General features: G+C 68.2%; 16 protein-coding genes and 1 pseudogene. 10 read left to right on the top strand and 7 right to left on the bottom strand.

Annotated elements, in window-relative coordinates; all coding sequences use genetic code 11:
* Positions 1–135: 135 nt before the first annotated feature.
* Complete coding sequence (locus AC5P09_RS09415) at positions 136–1,152, bottom strand: hypothetical protein (protein ID WP_493873391.1); 1,017 nt, start codon at positions 1,150–1,152, stop codon at positions 136–138.
* Positions 1,153–1,479: 327 nt separating this feature from the next.
* On the opposite strand from AC5P09_RS09415, the gene AC5P09_RS09410 reads away from it, so the two are divergent.
* From AC5P09_RS09410 to AC5P09_RS09400, 3 genes are all read left to right on the top strand, one after another.
* Positions 1,480–2,571, top strand: coding sequence for a hypothetical protein (locus AC5P09_RS09410; RefSeq protein ID WP_493873390.1), 1,092 nt, complete (start codon positions 1,480–1,482; stop codon positions 2,569–2,571).
* Positions 2,572–2,805: 234 nt separating this feature from the next.
* Positions 2,806–3,471, top strand: a complete 666-nt coding sequence (locus AC5P09_RS09405) for a hypothetical protein (protein ID WP_493873389.1) — start codon at positions 2,806–2,808, stop codon at positions 3,469–3,471.
* Between the two features lie 843 nt (positions 3,472–4,314).
* On the top strand, positions 4,315–5,379 hold the full coding sequence (locus tag AC5P09_RS09400; RefSeq protein ID WP_493873388.1) for a LacI family DNA-binding transcriptional regulator: 1,065 nt from the start codon (positions 4,315–4,317) through the stop codon (positions 5,377–5,379).
* On the opposite strand, the gene AC5P09_RS09395 is transcribed toward AC5P09_RS09400, so the two are convergent.
* The 4 genes from AC5P09_RS09395 to AC5P09_RS09380 form a co-directional block, all read right to left on the bottom strand.
* On the bottom strand, positions 5,342–6,742 hold the full coding sequence (locus AC5P09_RS09395; RefSeq protein WP_493873517.1) for a glycoside hydrolase family 32 protein: 1,401 nt from the start codon (positions 6,740–6,742) through the stop codon (positions 5,342–5,344). The two genes, AC5P09_RS09400 and AC5P09_RS09395, sit on opposite strands and share 38 nt — an antisense overlap.
* A 5-nt stretch (positions 6,743–6,747) precedes the next feature.
* On the bottom strand, positions 6,748–7,608 hold the full coding sequence (locus tag AC5P09_RS09390; protein ID WP_033327945.1) for a carbohydrate ABC transporter permease: 861 nt from the start codon (positions 7,606–7,608) through the stop codon (positions 6,748–6,750).
* 65 nt (positions 7,609–7,673) lie between these two features.
* The gene (locus AC5P09_RS09385) at positions 7,674–8,669 is read right to left on the bottom strand and encodes a carbohydrate ABC transporter permease (protein ID WP_493873387.1); all 996 of its coding nucleotides are present in this window, start codon (positions 8,667–8,669) and stop codon (positions 7,674–7,676) included.
* On the bottom strand, positions 8,666–10,075 hold the full coding sequence (locus tag AC5P09_RS09380) for an ABC transporter substrate-binding protein (protein WP_493873386.1): 1,410 nt from the start codon (positions 10,073–10,075) through the stop codon (positions 8,666–8,668). The genes AC5P09_RS09385 and AC5P09_RS09380 overlap by 4 nt, the downstream gene beginning before the upstream one ends.
* A gap of 220 nt (positions 10,076–10,295) precedes the next feature.
* Here AC5P09_RS09380 and AC5P09_RS09375 point away from each other — a divergent pair, with 220 nt between their 5' ends.
* Entirely contained in the window at positions 10,296–11,876 is a 1,581-nt protein-coding gene (locus AC5P09_RS09375) for a glycoside hydrolase family 32 protein (protein ID WP_493873385.1), read from the top strand.
* Between the two features lie 88 nt (positions 11,877–11,964).
* On the opposite strand, the pseudogene AC5P09_RS09370 reads toward AC5P09_RS09375, so the two are convergent.
* Positions 11,965–12,174 (bottom strand): annotated as a pseudogene (locus tag AC5P09_RS09370) (IS630 family transposase); the annotation flags it as partial.
* Positions 12,175–12,219: 45 nt separating this feature from the next.
* Positions 12,220–13,374, bottom strand: coding sequence for a substrate-binding domain-containing protein (locus tag AC5P09_RS09365; protein ID WP_493873384.1), 1,155 nt, complete (start codon positions 13,372–13,374; stop codon positions 12,220–12,222).
* Positions 13,375–13,909: 535 nt separating this feature from the next.
* Here AC5P09_RS09365 and AC5P09_RS09360 point away from each other — a divergent pair.
* From AC5P09_RS09360 to AC5P09_RS09335, 6 genes are all read left to right on the top strand, one after another.
* Positions 13,910–16,423, top strand: coding sequence for a sensor histidine kinase (locus AC5P09_RS09360; RefSeq protein WP_493873383.1), 2,514 nt, complete (start codon positions 13,910–13,912; stop codon positions 16,421–16,423).
* On the top strand, positions 16,404–16,880 hold the full coding sequence (locus AC5P09_RS09355; protein WP_493873382.1) for a roadblock/LC7 domain-containing protein: 477 nt from the start codon (positions 16,404–16,406) through the stop codon (positions 16,878–16,880). The genes AC5P09_RS09360 and AC5P09_RS09355 overlap by 20 nt, the downstream gene beginning before the upstream one ends.
* Before the next feature lie 48 nt (positions 16,881–16,928).
* Complete coding sequence (locus AC5P09_RS09350; RefSeq protein ID WP_493873381.1) at positions 16,929–17,369, top strand: DUF742 domain-containing protein; 441 nt, start codon at positions 16,929–16,931, stop codon at positions 17,367–17,369.
* Positions 17,317–17,931 carry a GTP-binding protein gene (locus AC5P09_RS09345; RefSeq protein ID WP_493873380.1) on the top strand — a complete coding sequence of 205 codons (615 nt, stop codon included), beginning with the start codon at positions 17,317–17,319 and terminating at the stop codon, positions 17,929–17,931. Before AC5P09_RS09350 ends, AC5P09_RS09345 begins: the two co-directional genes overlap by 53 nt.
* Positions 17,932–19,202: 1,271 nt before the next feature.
* Entirely contained in the window at positions 19,203–19,436 is a 234-nt protein-coding gene (locus AC5P09_RS09340; protein WP_493873379.1) for a type II toxin-antitoxin system VapB family antitoxin, read from the top strand.
* A complete protein-coding gene (locus AC5P09_RS09335) occupies positions 19,433–19,840 on the top strand; it encodes a PIN domain nuclease (RefSeq protein ID WP_493873378.1) in 408 nt (135 codons plus the stop codon). The genes AC5P09_RS09340 and AC5P09_RS09335 overlap by 4 nt, the downstream gene beginning before the upstream one ends.
* The last annotated feature ends 151 nt before the right edge of the window (positions 19,841–19,991 follow it).

Genomic DNA, 19,991 nt, shown 5'->3' with positions numbered 1-19,991 from the left:
GGGTCGCCCGGCGGGCTAGCTTGTGGGGGCACGGCACCGTCGGCTGCCGGATCCGTTCGGGCGCGGAACGCAGGGTGCGTTGACCCGTGTTCACGCTCCAGACGGCTCATCCGTACCGCGCCCGGTGCAGGGGGGTCAGACCGCCAGATGCTTGGCAAGATCGGTGAGGTTGCTGAAGATCGCTGTGTTGAAGTCCTTGTCGAGGTGGGCACGGTTGACCGCGGTATCCCACGCCTTCTTGTCCGTGACGACCACATCGCAGTAGGGAATGGCGATCGATAGCGCGGCGATATCACGCAGATCGTTGATCGTCCAGTTCCGGTGCACGTCCTTGAGGTAGTGGAAGTGCATCTTCGTGACGACCTTGCGGGAGGGAAGTGCCGTCAGGAAGTCGGTGAACTCGGCCCGCGTGTGAAATGGGGTCCGCTTCACGAAGCCGGCACTCATCAGCGCACGGGTGTAGTTGTCGATGATGTCGCAGCCGAGGTGGCGGGCACAAATGGCGTCCATCGGCTGCTTGGCGATATCCGGGACTGTGCGCAGCGTGTTGATCATGACACTGAAGTCGGCAAGCTGAGCGTCTGCGATACGCCGGGCTGCATAGGGGTCATAAGTCGACCCCGCGGACCGCAGTGTTTCCGGCGGCCCCCTCAGGATCTCGTACTCGGTGAAGACGTTGACTGAGGCCTCGAACTCCGACACTGACATCCCCAGGCGAGCCTCCAGCTCCGGGCGGTTCTCCTCCGTGACCCCCTTCAACGCCATCCGACCCGCCTCACCGAACGCGAAACCCACGCCGATACCGAACTTGGTCACCTTCACCGGGAAGGCGGGGCGCCCGAGGCGACGGTGGAGCTCCTGCGCCAGTTCCCCATCAAGGATCTTGAAATCGGGCGCTATGGTCACAAACCTCGACAACAGGGCCATCGCGTCCGCCGCCCGCTGTCGGTAGGCGCCCCGGGGATTCTCGGTCAACTCCATGTAGTGGACGGACGAGAGCGGAAAGACGACCTCGCCCCGCTCGACGTGGCCGCGGAACTGCTTGAGAGCCAAGACATGGTCGGGGTTCTTGGATGTGCCCGCGAGTGCGTCTCCTAGGGCATACCAGTGGTTCAGGTCGAGATAGACCTTCAGCGGAAGGGGTGTTGCCATGTCCGCGATGCTAGGTCGCCCGTTCGCCTGATGCATCATGCTTTTCCGATAACAAGGCTTCCCCAGCAGCGGGGCGGCCGACTGGCATATCCGGATCTCGAATGAGGAGCGTCAGTCTCTTCGCTCGGAAGATCTTCACCACCTTTGGCATGATGCACCGCTGGGCGGAACAGCGGCACCTGGGACCGTGCAAGCGCCTCGGCCGCCAAGCACATCCAAGGCTATGGCCTAGGCGACGGGGCTACGCTCCTGGCCATGAGGACTTCTGCCGCCGACTACGACTGGCTGCCTGACCACCAACTGCACGTGGTGCCCACCCTGGCTCATGTGGACCAGCTGATCGATCACGTCACGCGGATCGTCCACGACTACACCGACCAGGACCCGTTGACCCTGACCGAGGTGGTGCACGACGACCGGGCTCACATCAAGGTGACCGCTATCGCACCGATACCCGAGTTGATGCCCCGCCTGGTTGCGGACGCCCTCACCCAGCTCCGCGCCGCCCTGGAGCACACCTTGTACGCCGAGGTCGAGCACCTCCTACAGCGCCCGCTGACCGATCAGGAGGCGCGATGTATCGAGATGCCCGCCTGTACCGAGCCGGCCCGCTTCGACACCTGGCTCGCACACGGGCGCCGGAGCCAGCTGTCCCCGCTTGCCGCCGGTGCTGTGCTTGCCGAGCGCATTCGGGTACTTCAGCCCTTCCAGCGGCGCGACTTCGACGACCATCCGCTGCGGCTGTTGGCCGAGCACACCAACTTGGCAAAGCACCGTACGCCGGCCGTCGCTGCCGTCCGACTCGGCGCCGTCTACCCCGACCGTCAGCACCCCGACCTCACCGTCGCCCTCCCATTGGAACGCAACCCACAGCCCGGCCACGGCCTTCGTCTCCAGCCTGGAGCCGTCCTGGCCAGCGTCCCCCGCAACGCCAGGATCGAGCTCTCGATCGTCCCGCCCGTCTGCCTTCAGCGTCCTCATACCGGGGTCTGGAACATTGCGGTGAAGGAACTCGGCTACCTCGAAGACTGGGTCCGGACGACGGCCATACCCATCCTCGTCACCGGGTCCCGGCAGAACACCCCGATCCCACCTCAGCTCGACATCGCGATTGGGCACAGCGATCTCCGGCGCGCACTCCTGTCGGCAGGCACTACGCCCGCAACGGAGCGGGGCACTCTGAGCATCCAGGCCACGCAGGCCCGCCGCGCTCTTCCGGAAATCCTCTCTATGCCGCCGGTGGAGGCACGGCCCGAAACGGTCAGGGCATGGGTGTCCTCCTTGGACGACCTGACGGTCGTGAGGACAATGGCCCATCTCGCAGTAGTGAACTCCGACCCGACGGCCTTGCTGCACTACCTAGATGAGCTGAGTGCTGCGGCTGACGCCTACCAATCGAGGCTTGGAGCTTCCCCGTGACTTTCGCTGCCCACGAACGGTGGCGGCTCCACGAGCACGGCGATGGACTCATGGACCGCCCCTCTGCGGAGCAGCATCCACGTCCCTACTCTTCAGCGCGCAAGGGCAGTTATGTGACAGCACGTAAGCCAGGAGCCACGCTGTACTGCGTCCGGATGAATCTCGTGATCAAGCGCCGCGGGACATGGCTCTGCTCGTTGGTCTCCACGACTTCGCATATCCCGGAGGCTGGACATGACTTCGACTATCACGAGTTCCGATGACGAGACATCAGTTGTGCCACGTGCCCTTGACGCCTCGATCTCTTGGTCTCTCGACAACCTGGGCGCATATCTCAGTGAGGCACTGACGACACAGAAGCGTGCCCGTGCAGCAGAGACTGCCAGGCCGTGGATCCGGGGCATGCTCGTCTACCTCCAAGCCATGTCGCGAGAAATCGAGAGTGCGCAAGGCGTACTCATCGCCGCTGGACTCAACATGGACATGTCGCGGGAAGATCTGGCCCGGCAGGTGGGGGAGACCGCCAGTGACATCGCGCGCTTCGAAACCCAATGGGCGAAGGAGGAGGTTGGCGGCATCTTCGGGAAGGACTTCTGCGACATCGAGAAGTTCGACGTTGACCTGTACTGGGCAAATCGCACAGGTGCTGTGGCCTCCGAGCAGGCCGACTACTACCTAAACCGGGCTGATCGGCTTCTTGAACTGTTGGCGTTGTTGCACACGGACAAGCACGAGGCCGACGACTGTTCCTGGCTAACGGAAAAGACCCGGAGGGCAATCAAGGCTGGCTGGTACGTCCAAGCCAAGGCTACTGGCGCGGGGAAGAAGCGAAGCCTTGCCCCCGTTACGGAGACGCCGGCGACTTCATCCAGCGACGCCAAAGCCGAGAGTGCCGCGTAGGGCTGCCCCCCGATCTGGAGTAGTCGGCAGGGGCGCCGCGTTGCCAGTGCCGAGATGGAAGCCGTGGGAACCTCGTTGTGTCTGAACTCGACTAAGCTGCGCGTAGACGTCTGGCCTGCGGAAACGGCTATCGAGGCTCCGCCCCGAGTCGAGGGGCGGAGCCTCCGCGCGTTGGAAGGGAAATCCGCTGTGCGAGGTTTCTATCCCTCTGGCTGAACTGGGCGGACGCGGCTGCTGCTGTGGTAGGCGTCCAACTCATTCGCCCCAGGGGCCATTGAGGGGCCACAAGGACAGGAACAGACCGACAAGCACTGCACAGGGCTGACACGGATCAGCATGTCTGACCTGCAAGAACGGCGTGAATCGGCAATGATCGGCAAGGGCCGCCAAGATCCCCAATGGACTCATAATCCGTCGGCCGTGGGTTCGAGTCCCACCCGCCCCACCTGCGCAGGTTGATGACCTGCGGAAACGTTTCTGACCTGCACATATGAGCCCGGAAACGTAGCTGGTGAGGCGTGTTCTGGTCGGCTCTGCTGCTGCGTTGAGGCGGTAGACCCCGACGGCGCGGGCGTGCCTTCTCGGTCCCGTCTCCGGTGCGCACTTCAACCCTCAGCACGTCGAGCGCCCGCCGGTCCGGCGTCAGCATGCGGTCGAAGAGTTCGACGGTTGTCGGGGGCGGTCGAGGCCGAGTCTCGTTGAGGGCACGGCGACCTGCACCCCGGCGTGCCGAGGGCAGCGGCTGTTCCACCGCGGTGTCCCATTCGGTCTGCGGCGGCGGGCTCCGCACCATCTCCCGCGGGTAGGCTTTGCCTGATCAGGCGAAGTCGGCGGGGACGAGGCATGGGCGGGGTCGAGAAGACGCGGGGTGGCGGGGCTGAGCGGGCGACCTCGCGGGATGTCGCCCGGCTTGCCGGGGTGTCACACACGGCCGTGTCCTTCGTCTTCAACGGGCGTGCCCAGGGCAACCTCTCCGCCGAGACGCAGGAGAAGATCCGCAAGGCGGCCGAACAGCTCGGCTACCGGCCGAACGCGGTCGCCCGTGGCCTGCGCCGGCGTCGTACCGCCGTGATCGGTCTGGTCACGGACGCGATCGCCACCTCGCCGTTCGCCGGGCGGCTGCTGCGCGGGGCCATGGACATGGCGTGGAGCAGTGAGCACCTGGTGCTCACCGTCGACTCCGGGCAGGACCCGGTCGCCGAGGACGCGGCTGTCGCCGAACTGCTCGACCGGAGGGTCGACGGGATCATCTACGCCGCGCTGTCGTTGCGCCGCGCCCGAGTCCCGGAAGGGCTGCACCGCACGTTCGCCGTGCTCGCCAACTGTCTCCCCGAGGACGGCTCCCTCCCGGCCGTCATCCCCGCCGAGCGGGCCGGTGGCCGCAGCGCCGCGCGCGTCCTTGTCGACGCGGGCCACCGCCGTGTCGCCCTGGTGGGCGGTCTGGACGACATCGCGACCGCGGAACGGCTGCGCGGCTTCCGGGACGTGCTGCGGACGGTGGGGCTGACCGCCGAGAAGGACTGGATCCTGCGGACGGGAGGGGAGATCGCCGCCGGGTACCAGGGCGCGCTGCGGCTGCTGGACGGTGTTCCCGCCTACCGGCGGCCCACGGGGATCGTCTGTTACAACGACCGGGTCGCCACGGGCGTCCTCCACGCCGCCGCGCGCCTGGGCCTCGACGTGCCCGCCGAGCTGTCCGTCGTCGGCTATGACGACCAGGAACACATGGCGGCTTTCCTCAGCCCGCCCCTCACCACGGTCGCTCTGCCCCATCGCGCGATGGGAGAGACGGCCGTCCGCCTGCTCCTGGACGCCATCGACAGCGGGACCGCGCCGCCGGTCACCACCCGGCGGCTGGAGTGCCCCGTCGTCACGCGGGGTTCGGTGGGACCAGCTCCCAGCCCGTGACCTCGACGTCCGTCCCCCGCACGGTCAGCTCCGCGATGTCGTCGTCCCGTCGGTACACCCGTTCCGTGGCCGTCGCCCGGTCACCCGCGAACAGTTCCAGCAGGGAGCCGTCCACGAGGATCCGTACGGTGAGGGGCTCGCCCGGCGGGGTCGGCAGGACCAGGGGGGCCGTGCCGTCCGGGCGGGAGCGTGGCCAGGCCGTGCGGTCCAGGGTCACCGTGCCGGACGCCGGATCGAGCCGCACGGTCAGTTCGGCCCCGGACGTGGCCCGCAGCAGACTCACGGTCGCCGCTGAGCGGGCGGTCACCAGCAGGTCGTACGCGAGGGGGAGTGGCCGGTGCGGTCCTGGTGCGGTCGTGAACGGGACGGCCGCTCGCAGTAGTTCGAGCTCCGGAGCCGGTACGACCCGTAGCGTGCCGTCCTCGTGGGTGTCCATCACCCGGGGTGCCGTGAGGACGCCGGACCAGCCCGTGCGGTCCACCTCCTCGGGCGGGCGTGACTCCCAGGACCAGCCCCAGAGCAGGGCGCGGCCGGACTCCGTGTCCTGGAGGACGGAGGGGGCGTAGAAGTCACGGCCGAGGTCCAGCGGGCCGCCGCCCGTACCGGCCGCGAACCTCGGCCCACCGTCCGCCTGCTCCACCAGACGGCCCGTGACGTACGCGGTGCTCAGCGGGTCGCCGTCCCACAGGGCCACCGCCAGCACCCAGTCGCCCCCGGGGGTCGCCCACAACTGCGGGCACTCCCAGCCGATCGCCCGCTTGCCGAAGGCGCGGGCCGCCGCCGGGTCCCGGCCGTCCAGCAGGACCCCGGCGAACCGCCAGTCGTACAGGTCCTCACAGTCGTACACCAGGACGGACGGGGTGCCGTCGGCGTGGCCGGCGCCCATCAGCGCCCAGCGGCGTCCGGCGAAGCGGAAGACGAAAGGGTCCCGGAACATCGTCACGTCCAGACCGGGTGGTGGGCCGGCGACCACCGGCACCGGCAGTTGCTTCCACTTCTGGAGGTCGTCGTCCTCGGTCACGGCGAGACAGATCGCGCTCAGGCCCTGGTGGTCGTGGTCGATCCCGGAGTACACCGCTGTCGGTACACCACCGTCGTCCACCACGCAGCCGGACCAGCAGCCCGCCTCGTCCGGGCCGTCGGGCGTGGGGCGCAGGGCGATCCCGTGGTCGTCCCAGTGGGCGAGGTCGGGGCTGGAGGCGTGACCCCAGTGAACGTTCGTGTGCACGGGGGCGTCGGGGTTGTGCTGGTAGAAGAGGTGGTATCGATCGCCCCAGCGGAACGGGCCGTTCGGGTCGTTCATCCAGTTGGCCGGCGGGCGGACCCTGAAACGCGGGCTGTGGGCGTCGGTCGACCGGCTCACGGAACTCAACGATTGACTCCTGCGGATGTGATGCCCTCGCGCAGAGGGCGCTGGCCGACGACGAACACGACGACGGCGGGGATCATGGAGAGGACGACTCCGGCGAGGACGACGGAGATCGAGCCGGTGCCGAGGTTGCCCTGGAGGGAGACCAGGCCCAGGGGCAGCGTGAGGTTCTCGGTGGAGGTTTCGAGGATCAGCGGCCGGAAGAACTCGTTCCAGTGGTAGTTGAAGGCCAGCACGCCGACGATGGCGAGACCGGGGGCCGCCAAGGGGGCGTACACCGACCGGAAGACGCGCCACGGACCCGCGCCGTCGATCATCGCCGCCTCGCCCAGGTCCTTCGGCATGCCCAGGAAGTACTGGCGCATCAGGAAGGTGCCGAAGGCCGTCGGGAAGGCCGGGACGATGAGGCCGAGCAGGGTGTCGGTCAGACCCATCGTCTTCAGTTCCAGGAAGACCGGGACCATCGTGACCTGCAACGGCACCATCATCGTGGCCAGGACCAGCGCGAACAGCGGCTTCTTGAAGCGGAATTCGAGGCGGGCGAAGGCATAGCCCGCCAGGCCCGCGGTGATCATCTGGCCGGCCGCGATCAGCGCTGTCACCAGGGTGGAGTTCAGTGCGTACAGCCAGACGTCGATCTGGTCGAAGACCCCGCGGTAGGCGTCGACGGTGGGGTCCGTGGGGATGATCTTCGGCGGCAGGTCGAAGGACTCCGCCGGCGTGCGCAGTGACGTCGACACCGTCCAGATGACCGGGCCGAGCGTCAACAGGGCGCACAGCGCCAGGCCTGCGATCCGGCCCCAGGGCGCCAGGCCGTGCCGTACGCGTGACGCGGTGGGGCTCGTGCGGGGACCCGGCATCGAACCCGATGCCGGACCCGATACCGAACCCGAGAGGGAACTCGTACTCATCTGACTCACCCGGCTCACTGGTAGTGGACGTAACGCCGGCTGAGCCGGAACTGGAGTGCGGTGACCGCCATGATCAGGGCGAAGAGCAGGACGCCCACGGCGGACGCCTCGCCGAAGCGGAGCTGCTCGAAGGCCGTCTCGTAGATGACCATCACGACCGTGCGCGTCGAGTCGCCGGGACCGCCCGCCGTGAGGACGTACGGCTGCTCGAAGACCTGGAGGGCGTTGATGATGCCGACCACGGACGCCACCAGCAGCGTGGGCGACAGCAGCGGCAGGGTGATGGCGAGGTGTTTGCGCACCCCGCTCGCGCCGTCCAGCGAAGCCGCCTCGTGCACCTCTTTCGGGATGTTGTTCAGGCCGCCGACGAACAGCAGGAACGAGAAGCCGAACTGCTGCCAGACGTACGCCAGGACGACGGCCGCCATCGCCCCGTTCTCCGAGGTCAGCCAGGGGACCGAGGGGATACCGACCGTGCCGAGGAGCCAGTTCACGGGGCCGAAGTCCTGGTTGAACAGGTACTTCATCACCACCGAGATGGACGCGGCGGACAGCACCAGCGGGAAGAAGAACGCCGAACGGAACACGGACCGCAGCCACTTGGGCATCCGGCCGTTCACCGCGATCGCCAGCACGAGCGCGATCAGCAACTGGAGTGCGACCGCGAGCACCATGAAGACGAGCGTGTTGCGGAAGGAGACGAGGACCGTCGAATCGGTCAGGATCTCCCGGTAGTTGGCCCCTCCGGCCCACCGCGGGTCGTCGATCACGTCCCACTGGAAGAGGCTGAGGACGACCGAGCCGACGATCGGTACGACCGTGAAGACGACGATGCCGACGACGGTGGGCGCGAGGAACAGTACGGCGAGGAGGCGGGTGCCCCGGGTGCGGATGGTGGTGGCGGCCGTGGACTCGGATGCCTTACGGGTCTGACCGGTCCTGCGGTTCCTGCGGCTCTTGCGGGTGCGGGCGGGCTCCGGCCCTACGGGCCTGATCTCGGTGTTCGTCACACTTCACGCTCCATGGCCTTCTCCAGGTCCCCCTGCAGCCGGCGCAGCGCGGGACGCACCGCGCCGGGGCTCGCAAGGGCGGTTCCGGTGTGCTTGATCAGCAGCTGCTCGACCTCGTTGACCTGCGGCGGCGCCGGGATCGGGCCGGTGGTGGGGATCTTGTCGAGGGTGTCGTAGAAGACCTGCCAGTGGGCCGGGCCGGTCTCCCGGTAGCGGGCCTCGTCGACCATGGAGCGGCGGGCCGGAGTGGTCTGGTTGGCCGCGAAGAGCTGGGTCATCACGTCCTTGCGGGCGGTGTACTTGATGAACTCCCAGGCCTCGTCCCGCATCTTCGACGTGCGCAGCATCGCGTACCCGGCGGCGCCGAACTGGTGACGCCGGGTGCGCCAGCGCGGGAAGTACTGCACGTCGTAGTCGGCCGGTTTCATGCCCGCCTGATGCAGGCCGCCCGCCCAGAAGCCGCCCGCGGGCGTGACACCGACGCGGCCGGTGGAGAACACGCCGACGAGGTTGCGGCCGTCGCCGCCCTCCGGCCGGGTGCACAGGTCCTCCTGGATGAGGGAGGAGAGGTAGTCGTAGACCTCGGCGACGCGGTCGGAGTCGGCCAGGGGTGTCGTCCACCGGTAGCCGCCGCCCCGGCCGCGCCGCTGTGCCTCGGGATAGAAGGAGTTCCAGAGCCAGTCGCCGCCGGGGGCCTTGGACTCGGTGAGGAGGTTGGTGTCGTTGGCGAAGAGCCAGGGGACCACTCCGCCCCACAGCCGGTTGGTCCAGAAGTACGGGGTGAACCGGTCGCCGTTGCTGCGTTTCATCGCTCGCAGCAGCGTGGTGAAGTCGTCGTGGGTCCAGTCGTCGTCGGGGAGGTCGGCACCCGCGCGTTCGAGGACCCGGCTGTTGAGGTACATGTCGGCCGCGTTGAACTCGACCGGCAGCTGGTAGAGGCTCCCCTCGTACATCATCGACTCGACCAGCGAGGGGTGGACGTCGGCGAAGTACGTGCGCAGCTCGGCCGCGTCCCGCTTCGCCCACCTGTCCAGCGGTACGCCGAGCCGCTGGGCGAAGAGCTGCACGCCCTCGGTGGCGACGTACACGAGGTCGGGTGCCGTACCCGCGGCGATCTGGGTGAGGATCTTGGAGAAGAAGTCCGACCAGTCGTAGGCCTGTACGGGGTTGATGCGGATCCTGATGCCGGGGTGGACCTCGCGGAATCCGTCGCGCAGGGTGCGCTGCGCCTCGGGGTTGAAGGCGGAGCCCAGGGTGGCGATGACGAGCGAGCCGTCGTCGCGGCCGGGGATGTCGGCGGCGGTGAGGCGGTCCCAGCCGGCCGCGACACCGGCGAGAGCGGTGGCTCCGGCGCCGTATGCGCCGTAGCGCATCAGGGCCCGTCGGGAGAGGAGCGAGTCGGTCATCGGCGAGCCTAACTCGTGTTAGCCGAAGTTTGATTTCATGATGATGAGAACCCCGCTGCGGCTCTGTCAAGGGATGTGCGCGGATGGGAAGTACGGATGGGAAGTGACGAACGGCCGGTGCGCGAGGGCTTGACCTTTAACGAGTTAGGTCTACGGTTCCGTTGAACATGAGCCGCGTCCCGACGACGACGTCGGGGAAGGGAGCCGCACGATGCGTGGCATGAAGAGGAGTTCGCTCGGCCCAGGGGAGACACTGTCCAGGCGGTCGCTGCTGACGGCCTCGGCCGTCGGCGCCGCCGGTGTTCTGCTGCCGGACCTCGCGAGACCGGCGGTGGCGGTGCCCCGCGAGGCGACGGCCGCGTGCACGGGCAGCTACCGCGCCGAGTACCACTTCACGGTCCCCGACCAGTGGATGAACGACCCGCAGCGCCCGGTCTGGATCGACGGCGAGTACCACTACTACTACCTCTACAACCCCGACTACTCGACGGGCGGCACGACGGCCGGCACCGCCTGGCGCCTGGCCACCAGCACCGACCTCGTCTCCTTCACCGACCGGGGCATCGCCGTGCCGAAGAACACGACTCCCAACGGCGACGTCTGGTCCGGCTCGGCCGTGATCGACACCGGCAACACCGCGGGCTTCGGCGCGGGCGCGGTGATCGTCCTCGCCACCATGGCGCCCGACGAGGTCACCCAGGCGCAGTACCTGTACTACTCGACCGACGGCGGCCGCACGTTCACCAACCACGGCACGGCCCCGGTCCTCCCCAACCCCGGCGTACGGGACTTCCGCGACCCCAAGGTGATCCGCGACGAGGAGCGCGGGCGGTGGGTGATGCTGCTCGCCGAGAACGACAAAGTCGGCTTCTACCACTCCGCCGACCTCAGGGCGTGGACGTACGTCGGCGGCTTCATCAGGGGCGGCATCGGCGTCCTGGAGTGCCCCGACCTGTTCCGGATCAGGGCGGACGACGGGACCTGGAAGTGGGTGCTGGGCGTCAGCGCCAACGGCAAGGGCTCCGGGCGGCCGAGCACGTTCGCGTACTGGACGGGTTCCTTCGACGGTACGACCTTCACCGCCGACGCGTCCGATCCCCAGTGGCTGGACCACGGCTGGGACTGGTACGCGGCGGTCACCTTCGACAAACGTGACGCGAGCGGGGTCCTGGACCCGGACGCGCGGTATGCGATCGGCTGGATGAACCACTGGGACTACGCGAACACCACGCCCACGATCGAGTGCGACGGCTTCAACGGCACCGACTCGATCGTCCGCGAGGTGCGGCTGAGGCGCACGTCGTCGGGTACGTACTACCTGGCGTCCCAGCCGGTGGCGGCCCTGGACGACCATGTGTCGCGCACGGTGAACCTCGGCGACATCACGGTCGACGGCACGCGACTGCTCGACCACACGGGTACCGCGTACGAGCTGACCTGTGAGATCACCTGGGACCAACTGGCGGGCGCCGGCCTCCAGTTGCGGCGGTCGTCGGACGGTGGGCGGCACATCGACGCGGGAGTCTACGGCGACTACGCCTTCGTCAACCGCGGTTACACCGTGAGCCCCGACACCTCCGGCCGCTGGCAGGAGAGCCGCACGCCGTTCGACCTGTCCGCCGGCACGGTCCGCCTGCGGATCCTCGTCGACCGCACGTCCGTCGAGATGTTCGTCGGCGACGGCCGGTACGTGCACTCGACCGAGGCCTTCCCCGACCCGTCCGACACCGCACTGGCGCTGTTCACGATCGACGGGCAGGCGGTGTTTCGGAACGTGGTGATCCGGGAGTTCACGGTCTGATCCGACGGGGAGGTGGCCGGGGCGGGCCGAGAGGCTGCCGACGACCGGCGCGCCAGGGCTCTCTGTACCGAGGCAAGCCAGTGCCGCATCAGGCAACGTTTGCCTTGTCCACGAGGGCGCGTAGACGCCGGTCGTCGGCGTGGCGGTTTCGCCAGATGATGTAGTGGCGGATCGTGCTGCCCTGCTCCTTGTGGCTGGCGTGGTCGGTGCCGTCGAGGGTGAAGTAGCGCAGGGCGGTGAACTGGGCCTCGATGCGGTTGAGCCAGGAGCGGTTGGTCGGGGTGTAGGCGATTTCGATCCCACCGCTGAGCGGGTGCCGCCGGTTGAGGGTCTGCTGTGCGGGTTACTTGTCCCAGATCTTGCGGTAGGCCTCGCGGTAGCCCGCGGAGTCCCAGGACAGTGCGCCGCCGCTGTTGGTCGCGGTGGTGATGTGGACGGGGGCGACGTATCCGCTGGACGGCTCGTCGGCGAAGGCGCGGTTGAACTCGTCGATGATCTGCCAGCCCTGTTCGGACAGCGGTTCGGGCACGGTGGCGGCCTGGAACTCCTTGCCGTTGATGCGCTGGAAGGCCGACGGGTCGCCGTCTCCGGCGCCGATGTTGAACGGAGCGCCCGCACCCTCCCTGCCGGCGGCGCGCAAGGCGGGGCCCGCGTAGTCGAAGTAGAGGTCGTTGATGGCAGCGGAGTAGGTCCACCTGTCGCCCAGGCGGGCGGTCAGTGAGGAGACTCTCTCGACGGTGCGGCTGTTGGCCTGGGGGATTGGGATGCTCTCGTAGCTCAGCAGCTTGACACCGGAGCAGGTGGCGAGTTCCTTCTTGATCAGATCGGACTTGTGCTTGGCGAAGGGGATCGAGGCGTCGGTGAACAGCACGACACCCGCGTGGCCGTTGGAGCGCGCGATGATCCAGTCGGCGCTGAGCTTCGCCACGTCCTCGACCCTTGTGGTGATGTTGCTGAGCAGTTTCGGGTTCTCGCTGGGGCCAGGGGTGGCGACGGCGTGCCAGCCGATCAGCGGGATGCCGGCTGCGTTCGCCTGCTCGACCTGTTCGGCCGTCGAGGTGGGATCGAAGCCGCCGATGACTATGCCGTCGGGTCTGAGGGCGAGGGCCTCGTCGAAGGCAGCCGTGAGTCCGGAGGGTGTGCCCTGGCCGTTGATGGTGCGGACGCGCCAGCCGATGACGTCGGCGGCTTCCTGAACTCCCTTGGCGACACCCTCGACGCCGGGATTGGTCAGCGTCTGGGCGATGTAGACGATGGTCCGGTCCGGGACGGCCCGGGGTCCGCTGGTCGGTCCGGACCAGGGGGCGTTGACGTCCTCGGCCGTCTTGACGGCCCGCTTGGCCTTGGCAAGGGCGGTGGGGCAGCCGGGTCTGGACGCACCATCGGGGGACCCGGCGCCGGATTCGGCCGTCGTGGAACCGCGCTCGCAGCCGACGGCGAGGGTGATGGTGGCCAGGAGGGCGGTGGCCGTCACGGCCGCCTTGCGGGTGGGGTGCACGGGGTCTCCAACACGGGGTGAGAGGGGCAGGCAGCACTGGGCGGGGAGGAGGAACTCTGCGGTTCGGCGACGGCTCCGGCGCCCAGTCACCGTCGGGAGGACCCGCTTCGCCTCGGAAGGAGAGGCCCACGGCGACGACGGGCAGGCAGGGATGCCCCGAGCGGTGGCTCGGGTGAGGGTGCGGCAGCGCGCTCGATGCCGAGGATCATGCTGAACCGGTCGGTTCGCGTCAATTCCCCCGCCGCGCACAGTACATCGCCCCGCGGCCTGCGGTGAGGCGCGTACCTCTCTGGATGAAGTATCACACTCCGTAGATACGTCGTAAGTATTTCGTAATCATCTCTTAATGACCTGAAACCTGTCATTCCGCTGTGAGCGCAGTACGCTCACGCAGCCGGTTTCGGACACTTGGCGTGATTGCTTCACTCCTCTCAGCGGCGAACGCCGCGAAAGTGTCACGTCCGCTGCCGGCCACGGCGGTCCGGCTGTCACGACGCCCCTGCCACCGCTCAGCAACACGTCGAAGGAGGCCCGGGTGTCCGGGAACAGAGGGAACCCGCCGCCCGTCGCGGAGCCGCCGGGGCGCGAAGACCGAAGTCCGCGGTTCCGCCGGAAGACGGCGACCGTCCTCGACCGGTGGCCGTTCCGCCGCAAACTCAACGTCCTGGTGATCGCGCCCATCGTGGTCGTCGGCGTACTCCTCGGCGTCGGCGCCTATGGCCAGGCCCAACAGGCCTGGGACGCGGACCGGGTCGCGGGCCTGGTGCGCGACAGTGAACAGGTCGCGAAGCTCATCAACGAGGTACAGGCCGAACACCGACAGGCCCTCCTGCTCTCCGTGCAGTACGACGCGGCCCGCCCCGGAGCCCCGCTGCCGCCGACCACCGACTACCGCCAGGCGCAGCGGAACACCCACGCGCAGGTCGTCGCCGTGCGTTCGGTTTTCTCCCGAAGCCTGCCGCGCGAGGAGGCGCAGGCGCTCGACTACATCCACGGGCTCGGCGTCCTGCGTGAGAAGCTCGAACGGGGCTACGTCGCCGCCGCCGAGATCGACCCCGCGTACGCTGCTGCGGTCGACTACCTGATCGACGGCCTCGCTCTGGATCGTTACTCCAGCACCTCGTCGTCCTCGGTCACGACACTGCTCGACACGGTGCTGCGCGCCGACGCGGCCCACGCCGCCTTCGAGAGCGCGGTGTTCTCCGCACAGACCCGTGACGCCAACGCACTCACCGAGTACAGCCGTGCGGTCGACGCCCGCGGGCTCTACGACCACCAGGCCGCCCGGTTCCAGCGGATCGCCACCCCGGACCAGGTGCTGCGCATGGACGGCATCGGACGCAGCGCCGAGCAGAACGGCATCGAGGCCCAGTTCGCGCAGCTGCAGATCGATCCCGGCGCCCTGCAGGACGCGACGCCGGCACAGCTGCGCAAGGCGATCGCCGACGGAACCCGGCAGGCCGAAACCCGTCTCGGCATCACCCGGTCGCTGATCGAGCAGACCGCCACCCAGGCCGACGCCGTCTCCGCGGACGCCCTGCGGGGCGCGCTGTACCTGCTCGGTCTGGCCCTTCTCGGCTTTGTCGCCTGGCTGGCCTTCTGTGTCCTGGTCCGGCGCTCGGTCGTACGTCCCTTGGTGGCCCTGACGGGCGCCGCCCAGCAGGTGGTCGACGTGGCGGGCGAGGAACTCGCCCGGGTCGCGGACGACGAGTCCGACGACACCACCCCCCTGCGGCCGCGGCCGATCCCGGTCCCGGTGCGCGACGAGATCGGTGAGCTGGCCGAGGTGTTCAACCAAGTGCAGAGCACCGCCGTGCAGTTGCTGGAGCGACAGGTACTGAGCCGCCGCAACGTCGCCGAGATGTTCGGCAACGTCGGCCGCAGAGTGAGCAATCTGACCACACGTCAGCTCTATCTGATCGACACGATGGAACGCGAGGAGACCGACCTCGAGATCCTCGAACAGCTCTACCGCATCGACCACATCGCCGTACGCCTCCAGCGCAACGCCGACAGCCTGTTGCTGCTCGCCGGAATCCGGGAGAGCGGCGTCGAGTCCCGGCCGATCCCTCTGGCCAACATCATCCGGGCGTCGCTCGCCCAGATCGAGGGCTACGAGCGGGTTTTCCTTCGGTCGGAGACGGAGGTCACCGTCGTGCCCGACATCATCGGCGACCTGACGCTGATGTTCGCCGAACTGCTGGAGAACGCGGTCGCGTTCTCCCCGTCCCACACGCCCGTCGAGGTGGTGGTCCGCCCCGGGGCCGACGTCACCGAGGACGGCGGGGCACTGATCGAGGTCATCGACCACGGCCTCGGTATGAAAGCGGAGCGCCTTGCCGACGAGAACGCCCGGCTGATCCGCCGGGAGCGGCTCGACCTCGTACCGACCAAGGTGCTCGGTCTCTTCGTGGTCGGCAGCCTCGCCCGGCGCTGGGGTGTGCGGGTGACCCTGAGCCGTACGCCGGGCGGCGGGGTCACCGGCACTGTCTGGATCCCTCCCGCGCTCCTGCCGGTCATGAGCCCAGTCGACCTCCCCCAGCCCGTTTCCACGGGCCCGGTCGCAAACGTGACGCCGCTCCCGGCGAGGACCGGGAAGGAGACCGCCGTACCGGCGCCGTCGGCCGTACCGGCCTCTGCCGTCGGCGTCCCCACACGGCAGCTGGGGGCTCCGTCGCCACGCGGTGAGCTCCCCCGGCGCGTCGTGGCCCCCACCGGCTCGGGGTCCACCACCACGGAACCGAACGTCGCGCAGACCGGCGCGGAGCGCACCATCGCCCCGGACGAACCGTCCTCCGCACGGACCTCCCGGCCGCTGCGCCGACGAGTGCGGGGAGCGACACTCGCACAGAACGCTTCACCGGCCGACCGGAGGTCGTCGGCCGCACGGCAGCCCGTGGACGCCCAGGCCGTCCGATCGGAACTCGACGAGTTCGAAGCCGCCGTACGCCGGGCGGAGCAGGACAGCGCCCGCGCCCTGACCGGGCCGTCGCCCTCTCAGCACCAGGAATCCAAGAAGGAGTCGGGCAGTGACAGCGACGACAGCTGAAAGCAGTTCCGAGCAGCCGGAACCAACCGATCTGAGAGCCGCCGCCGCCGATTTCACCTGGCTGCTCGAGCGGTTCGCCACGGAGACGGCCGACGTGGTGGACGCCATCGCGGTGTCGTCCGACGGCCTGCTGATCGCCGTGTCCCAGCTGCGCGACCAGGCCGACTCCGAACGGCTCGCCGCGATCGTGGCCGGTCTGACGAGCCTCGCCGCGGGCGCCTCCGGCAACTACGGTCTCGGTTGCCTCAACAAGGTCATCGTCGACCTGGAGCACGGCCATGTGCTGGTGTCGGCCATCGCCTCCGGCGCCGTCCTGGGAGTGGTGACCTCCGAGGACGCCAAGCTGGGCAACATCGCCTACGAGATGACCCTCTTCGCCAACCGGGCCGGGGCCGCGCTCACCCCCCAACTGGTGCTGGAGCTGAAGAACAGTGTCGGCGCGGCGTCGGCCCGCTGACCGTCCTGGGCCGGAGAACGGGTACAGGAACATCGTGAAGGGACCGTGATGGGCGTCGTCGGACCACCACACGAGGCGGCAGGGGACGCCGAAGGCTCACCGGAGCCGGTAGGTCGTGCCCCCGCGATCCGGCCGTTCCTGCTGACCACCGGCCGGGTGTCCGCAGGCGGCACCGTGCCGCCGATGCCGGTGGAGACCCAGGTCGTGTCGACCTCGGCCGGGCTTCTGGCACTTCACTCGCTCACGTTTGAACAACAGGAAATGGTTGCGGCCTGCCGACAGCCACAGTCGGTGGCGGAACTGGCTGCCGGACTGCGACTGCACCTCAACGTGGTGCGCGTGCTGGCCGAGGACCTGCGTGTCGCCGGGCATCTGGCGGTCCATCGGCCGAACGCCGCGATTGCCCAGGATCTCTCCGTACTGCGAAGGGTTATCGATGGTCTCCGTGCCGTCCCCGACTCACGGGACTCACTCCGTGACACGAGCTGAACAGACTCCGACGCCGGTCAAGCTGGTCATCGCCGGAGGCTTCGGAGTCGGCAAGACCACGACCGTGGGCTCGATATCCGAGATACGACCGCTGACCACCGAGGCCGCGATCACCGAGGTCGCAGCGGGAGTGGACGATCTCACTCACACTCCGGGCAAAACCACCACCACGGTCGCCATGGACTTCGGCTGCGTCACCATCGACCCGACACTCAAGCTGTACCTGTTCGGCACCCCGGGTCAGGACCGGTTCGGTTTCATGTGGGACGACCTGGTGGAGGGCGCCCTCGGCAGCCTGGTGATCGTGGACACCCGCCGACTGGACGACTGCTACGCGGCGGTGGACTACTTCGAGCACAGGGACGTCCCTTTCGCGGTCGCCGTCAACGCCTTCGACGGCGGAGTCGAGCACGACCTTGACGAGGTGCGGTGGGCACTGGACATCGCCGAGGACGTACCACTGATCGTTTTCGACGCGCGGAAGACGGGCTCGGTCCGCGACGCGCTGCTGGTCGTACTGGAAGTCGCCCTGCTCCGCGCGGAAGCTGCCGCGGTGCCCTGATGGAACGCCCGCAGAGCGAGCCGGGCCATGAAGCGATGGTCGTGCCCGCCTGCGGGGTCCAGGCCACGTGAACGAGACGTCCCGGTCGTGCCGATCGAGGTCATCCTCGTGGTCGACCCTGGCCGGTTCACGCAAGCGTTCGAGGCTCTGTGAGGGGCCGGGCTGACGGTGTCAGCCGGGCAGCCGACCCTCGGCACGCTCTCCGGCATCTCGCGGAGGACCGGATACCGGCTTTGGTCGGTCGACGGGGAGCGCACCATCCAGCTCACCCCGCCCCGGCGGAGATGGCGGACGCGCTCCGCGCCCTGACCGCCGAAGGGCAGGCGGCGCGCGGTCGGCCGGCCGAGAAGGCGACCCGGGCGTTCGGTGACGTGGCGTACGAGGTGTGCAGGGCAATCCGCTGCGGGCTGCTGCGAGTCGTGTGCGCGGGCTGCTGCGATGGCCCGCCCCGCACGGAGTCTGGCCCTGGAGAGCACCATTGAGGCCGAGTTGGGGCCGCAAGGACAGGAACAGACTGACAAGGGCTGTGAAACATCGACCCCACTCACCTCGTCTGACCTGCTAAAACGTCATGTATGAGCGTTGATCGTCAAGGACCGCCAAGATCCTCAAAGGACTCATAATCCGGCGGCCGTGGGTTCGAGTTCCACCCGCCCCACTTTGCGCTACGCGGGGAGAAACGAGCTGACCAGCAACTTTGCTGGAGGATCGAGTGAGTTGTGGGGGCCCGGTGGCCCTGGGTGGTCATGTTTGCATGATCCTGAGGCCGAGATTGAGGCCGCCGATTTCCCTCGAATCGGACATGTCGCGTTGTCGCTGGATTGGGCCTAGCCGTCGTGTGCGCCGCGCACGTCAGCTTCGTGCGGTGCGGGGTCTGGTGGCTGTCGAATGCGATCCGCGCGCGGTGCTTCGGCGGCGGTCCTCTGCTGGTCGTGGAACGCGGTCCTGCGGGTGCCGACGCCTCGTTTCTTGTTTACTCGCCCAGCGGCCTGTGCGTGCTGGCGCGCCCGGCGGTTGGGGGTCGGCCTGCTCGTCCATGGCCTCGGTCAAGGCGCTGTGCGTCGCTCGGAGGTCGTTCAGTGATGTTGGGGCTAGGGGGCTTCCGTCGTTATCCGGCGGGACTGCATCGTTGACGCCTGCTGGGCAACGGCCCGTACAGAGAACTGCCCAGACCTTGCCCCACCACCTCCGGCGGGGATCCTGAGTGGTGGCGCGCTCCAATGTTGGCGATGTACCTTGATGGCATACATCACGGATGCTGGAGGTGCTCGATGTCCGTCACGCAGATTGATCTCGATGATGAGGCACTTGCCGAGGCCATGCGGCTGATGGGTGTCACGACGAAGAAGGAGACGGTCAACGCGGCCCTGCGGGACTACGTGGCACGGATCAAGCGGCTCGATGCTGCCGAGAAGCTGGCCGCGCGCGGTGCGCGGGGCGAGTTCGAGCAGGCCTCGGCGGCGCATGACGCAGCCAAGCGTGCGCGACGCGAGGCCTTCGAGTGATCAGATATCTGCTCGACACCTCCGCCCTGTGGCACCTGTTCCGCACCCCAGGAGCACTGCCACCCTGGGAGGGACACATCGCCGCCGGGGTGTTCTACCTCTGCGAGCCGACGCGCACCGAATTTCTCTACTCGGCGACCAGTCCGTCCCACCGGGACGATCTGGCGGAGGAACTGGACGCACTCTGCCTGCTCTCTCCCGTTCCGAAGAATGCCTGGCGTTGGGTCGACACTGCCCAATACAAACTGACCCAGCGGGGCCAGCATCGCGCGGCAGGAGCGACCGACCTGTTGGTGTGTGCGACTGCGGTCCACCACGGCCATACCGTCCTCCATGTAGACAACGACTTCGCGACGGTGGCAGGAGTGCTCAAGGAAGTTCAGCAGCGAGACGTACGAGCCTGATCTCCTGGGGCCGGTCCTCTGAGCGCAGCCGTCGCACCGTCCAGATCTGTGAGCAGTGCGGTGAGGGTGGCCACAGCGAGCCGAGTTGGCAGTGCGACCCTGCACCGGTACTCGGGGACGCAGCCTCTGAGCGCTGGAGGGGCAATCCGCT

This window comes from Streptomyces sp. a15 (genome assembly GCF_059026085.1).
This window is presented reverse-complemented; position numbering and strand designations above follow the sequence as displayed.

Bases quoted from the DNA above. Each gene is read 5' to 3' on its own strand.
- AC5P09_RS09415 (WP_493873391.1), bottom strand. From the start codon at position 1,152: ATGGCAACACCCCTTCCGCTGAAGGTCTATCTCGACCTGAACCACTGG.
- AC5P09_RS09405 (WP_493873389.1), top strand. From the start codon at position 2,806: ATGACTTCGACTATCACGAGTTCCGATGACGAGACATCAGTTGTGCCA.
- AC5P09_RS09400 (WP_493873388.1), top strand. From the start codon at position 4,315: ATGGGCGGGGTCGAGAAGACGCGGGGTGGCGGGGCTGAGCGGGCGACC.
- AC5P09_RS09390 (WP_033327945.1), bottom strand. From the start codon at position 7,608: ATGCCGGGTCCCCGCACGAGCCCCACCGCGTCACGCGTACGGCACGGC.
- AC5P09_RS09380 (WP_493873386.1), bottom strand. From the start codon at position 10,075: ATGACCGACTCGCTCCTCTCCCGACGGGCCCTGATGCGCTACGGCGCA.
- AC5P09_RS09375 (WP_493873385.1), top strand. From the start codon at position 10,296: ATGAAGAGGAGTTCGCTCGGCCCAGGGGAGACACTGTCCAGGCGGTCG.
- AC5P09_RS09350 (WP_493873381.1), top strand. From the start codon at position 16,929: ATGGGCGTCGTCGGACCACCACACGAGGCGGCAGGGGACGCCGAAGGC.
- AC5P09_RS09345 (WP_493873380.1), top strand. From the start codon at position 17,317: ATGGTCTCCGTGCCGTCCCCGACTCACGGGACTCACTCCGTGACACGA.
- AC5P09_RS09340 (WP_493873379.1), top strand. From the start codon at position 19,203: ATGTCCGTCACGCAGATTGATCTCGATGATGAGGCACTTGCCGAGGCC.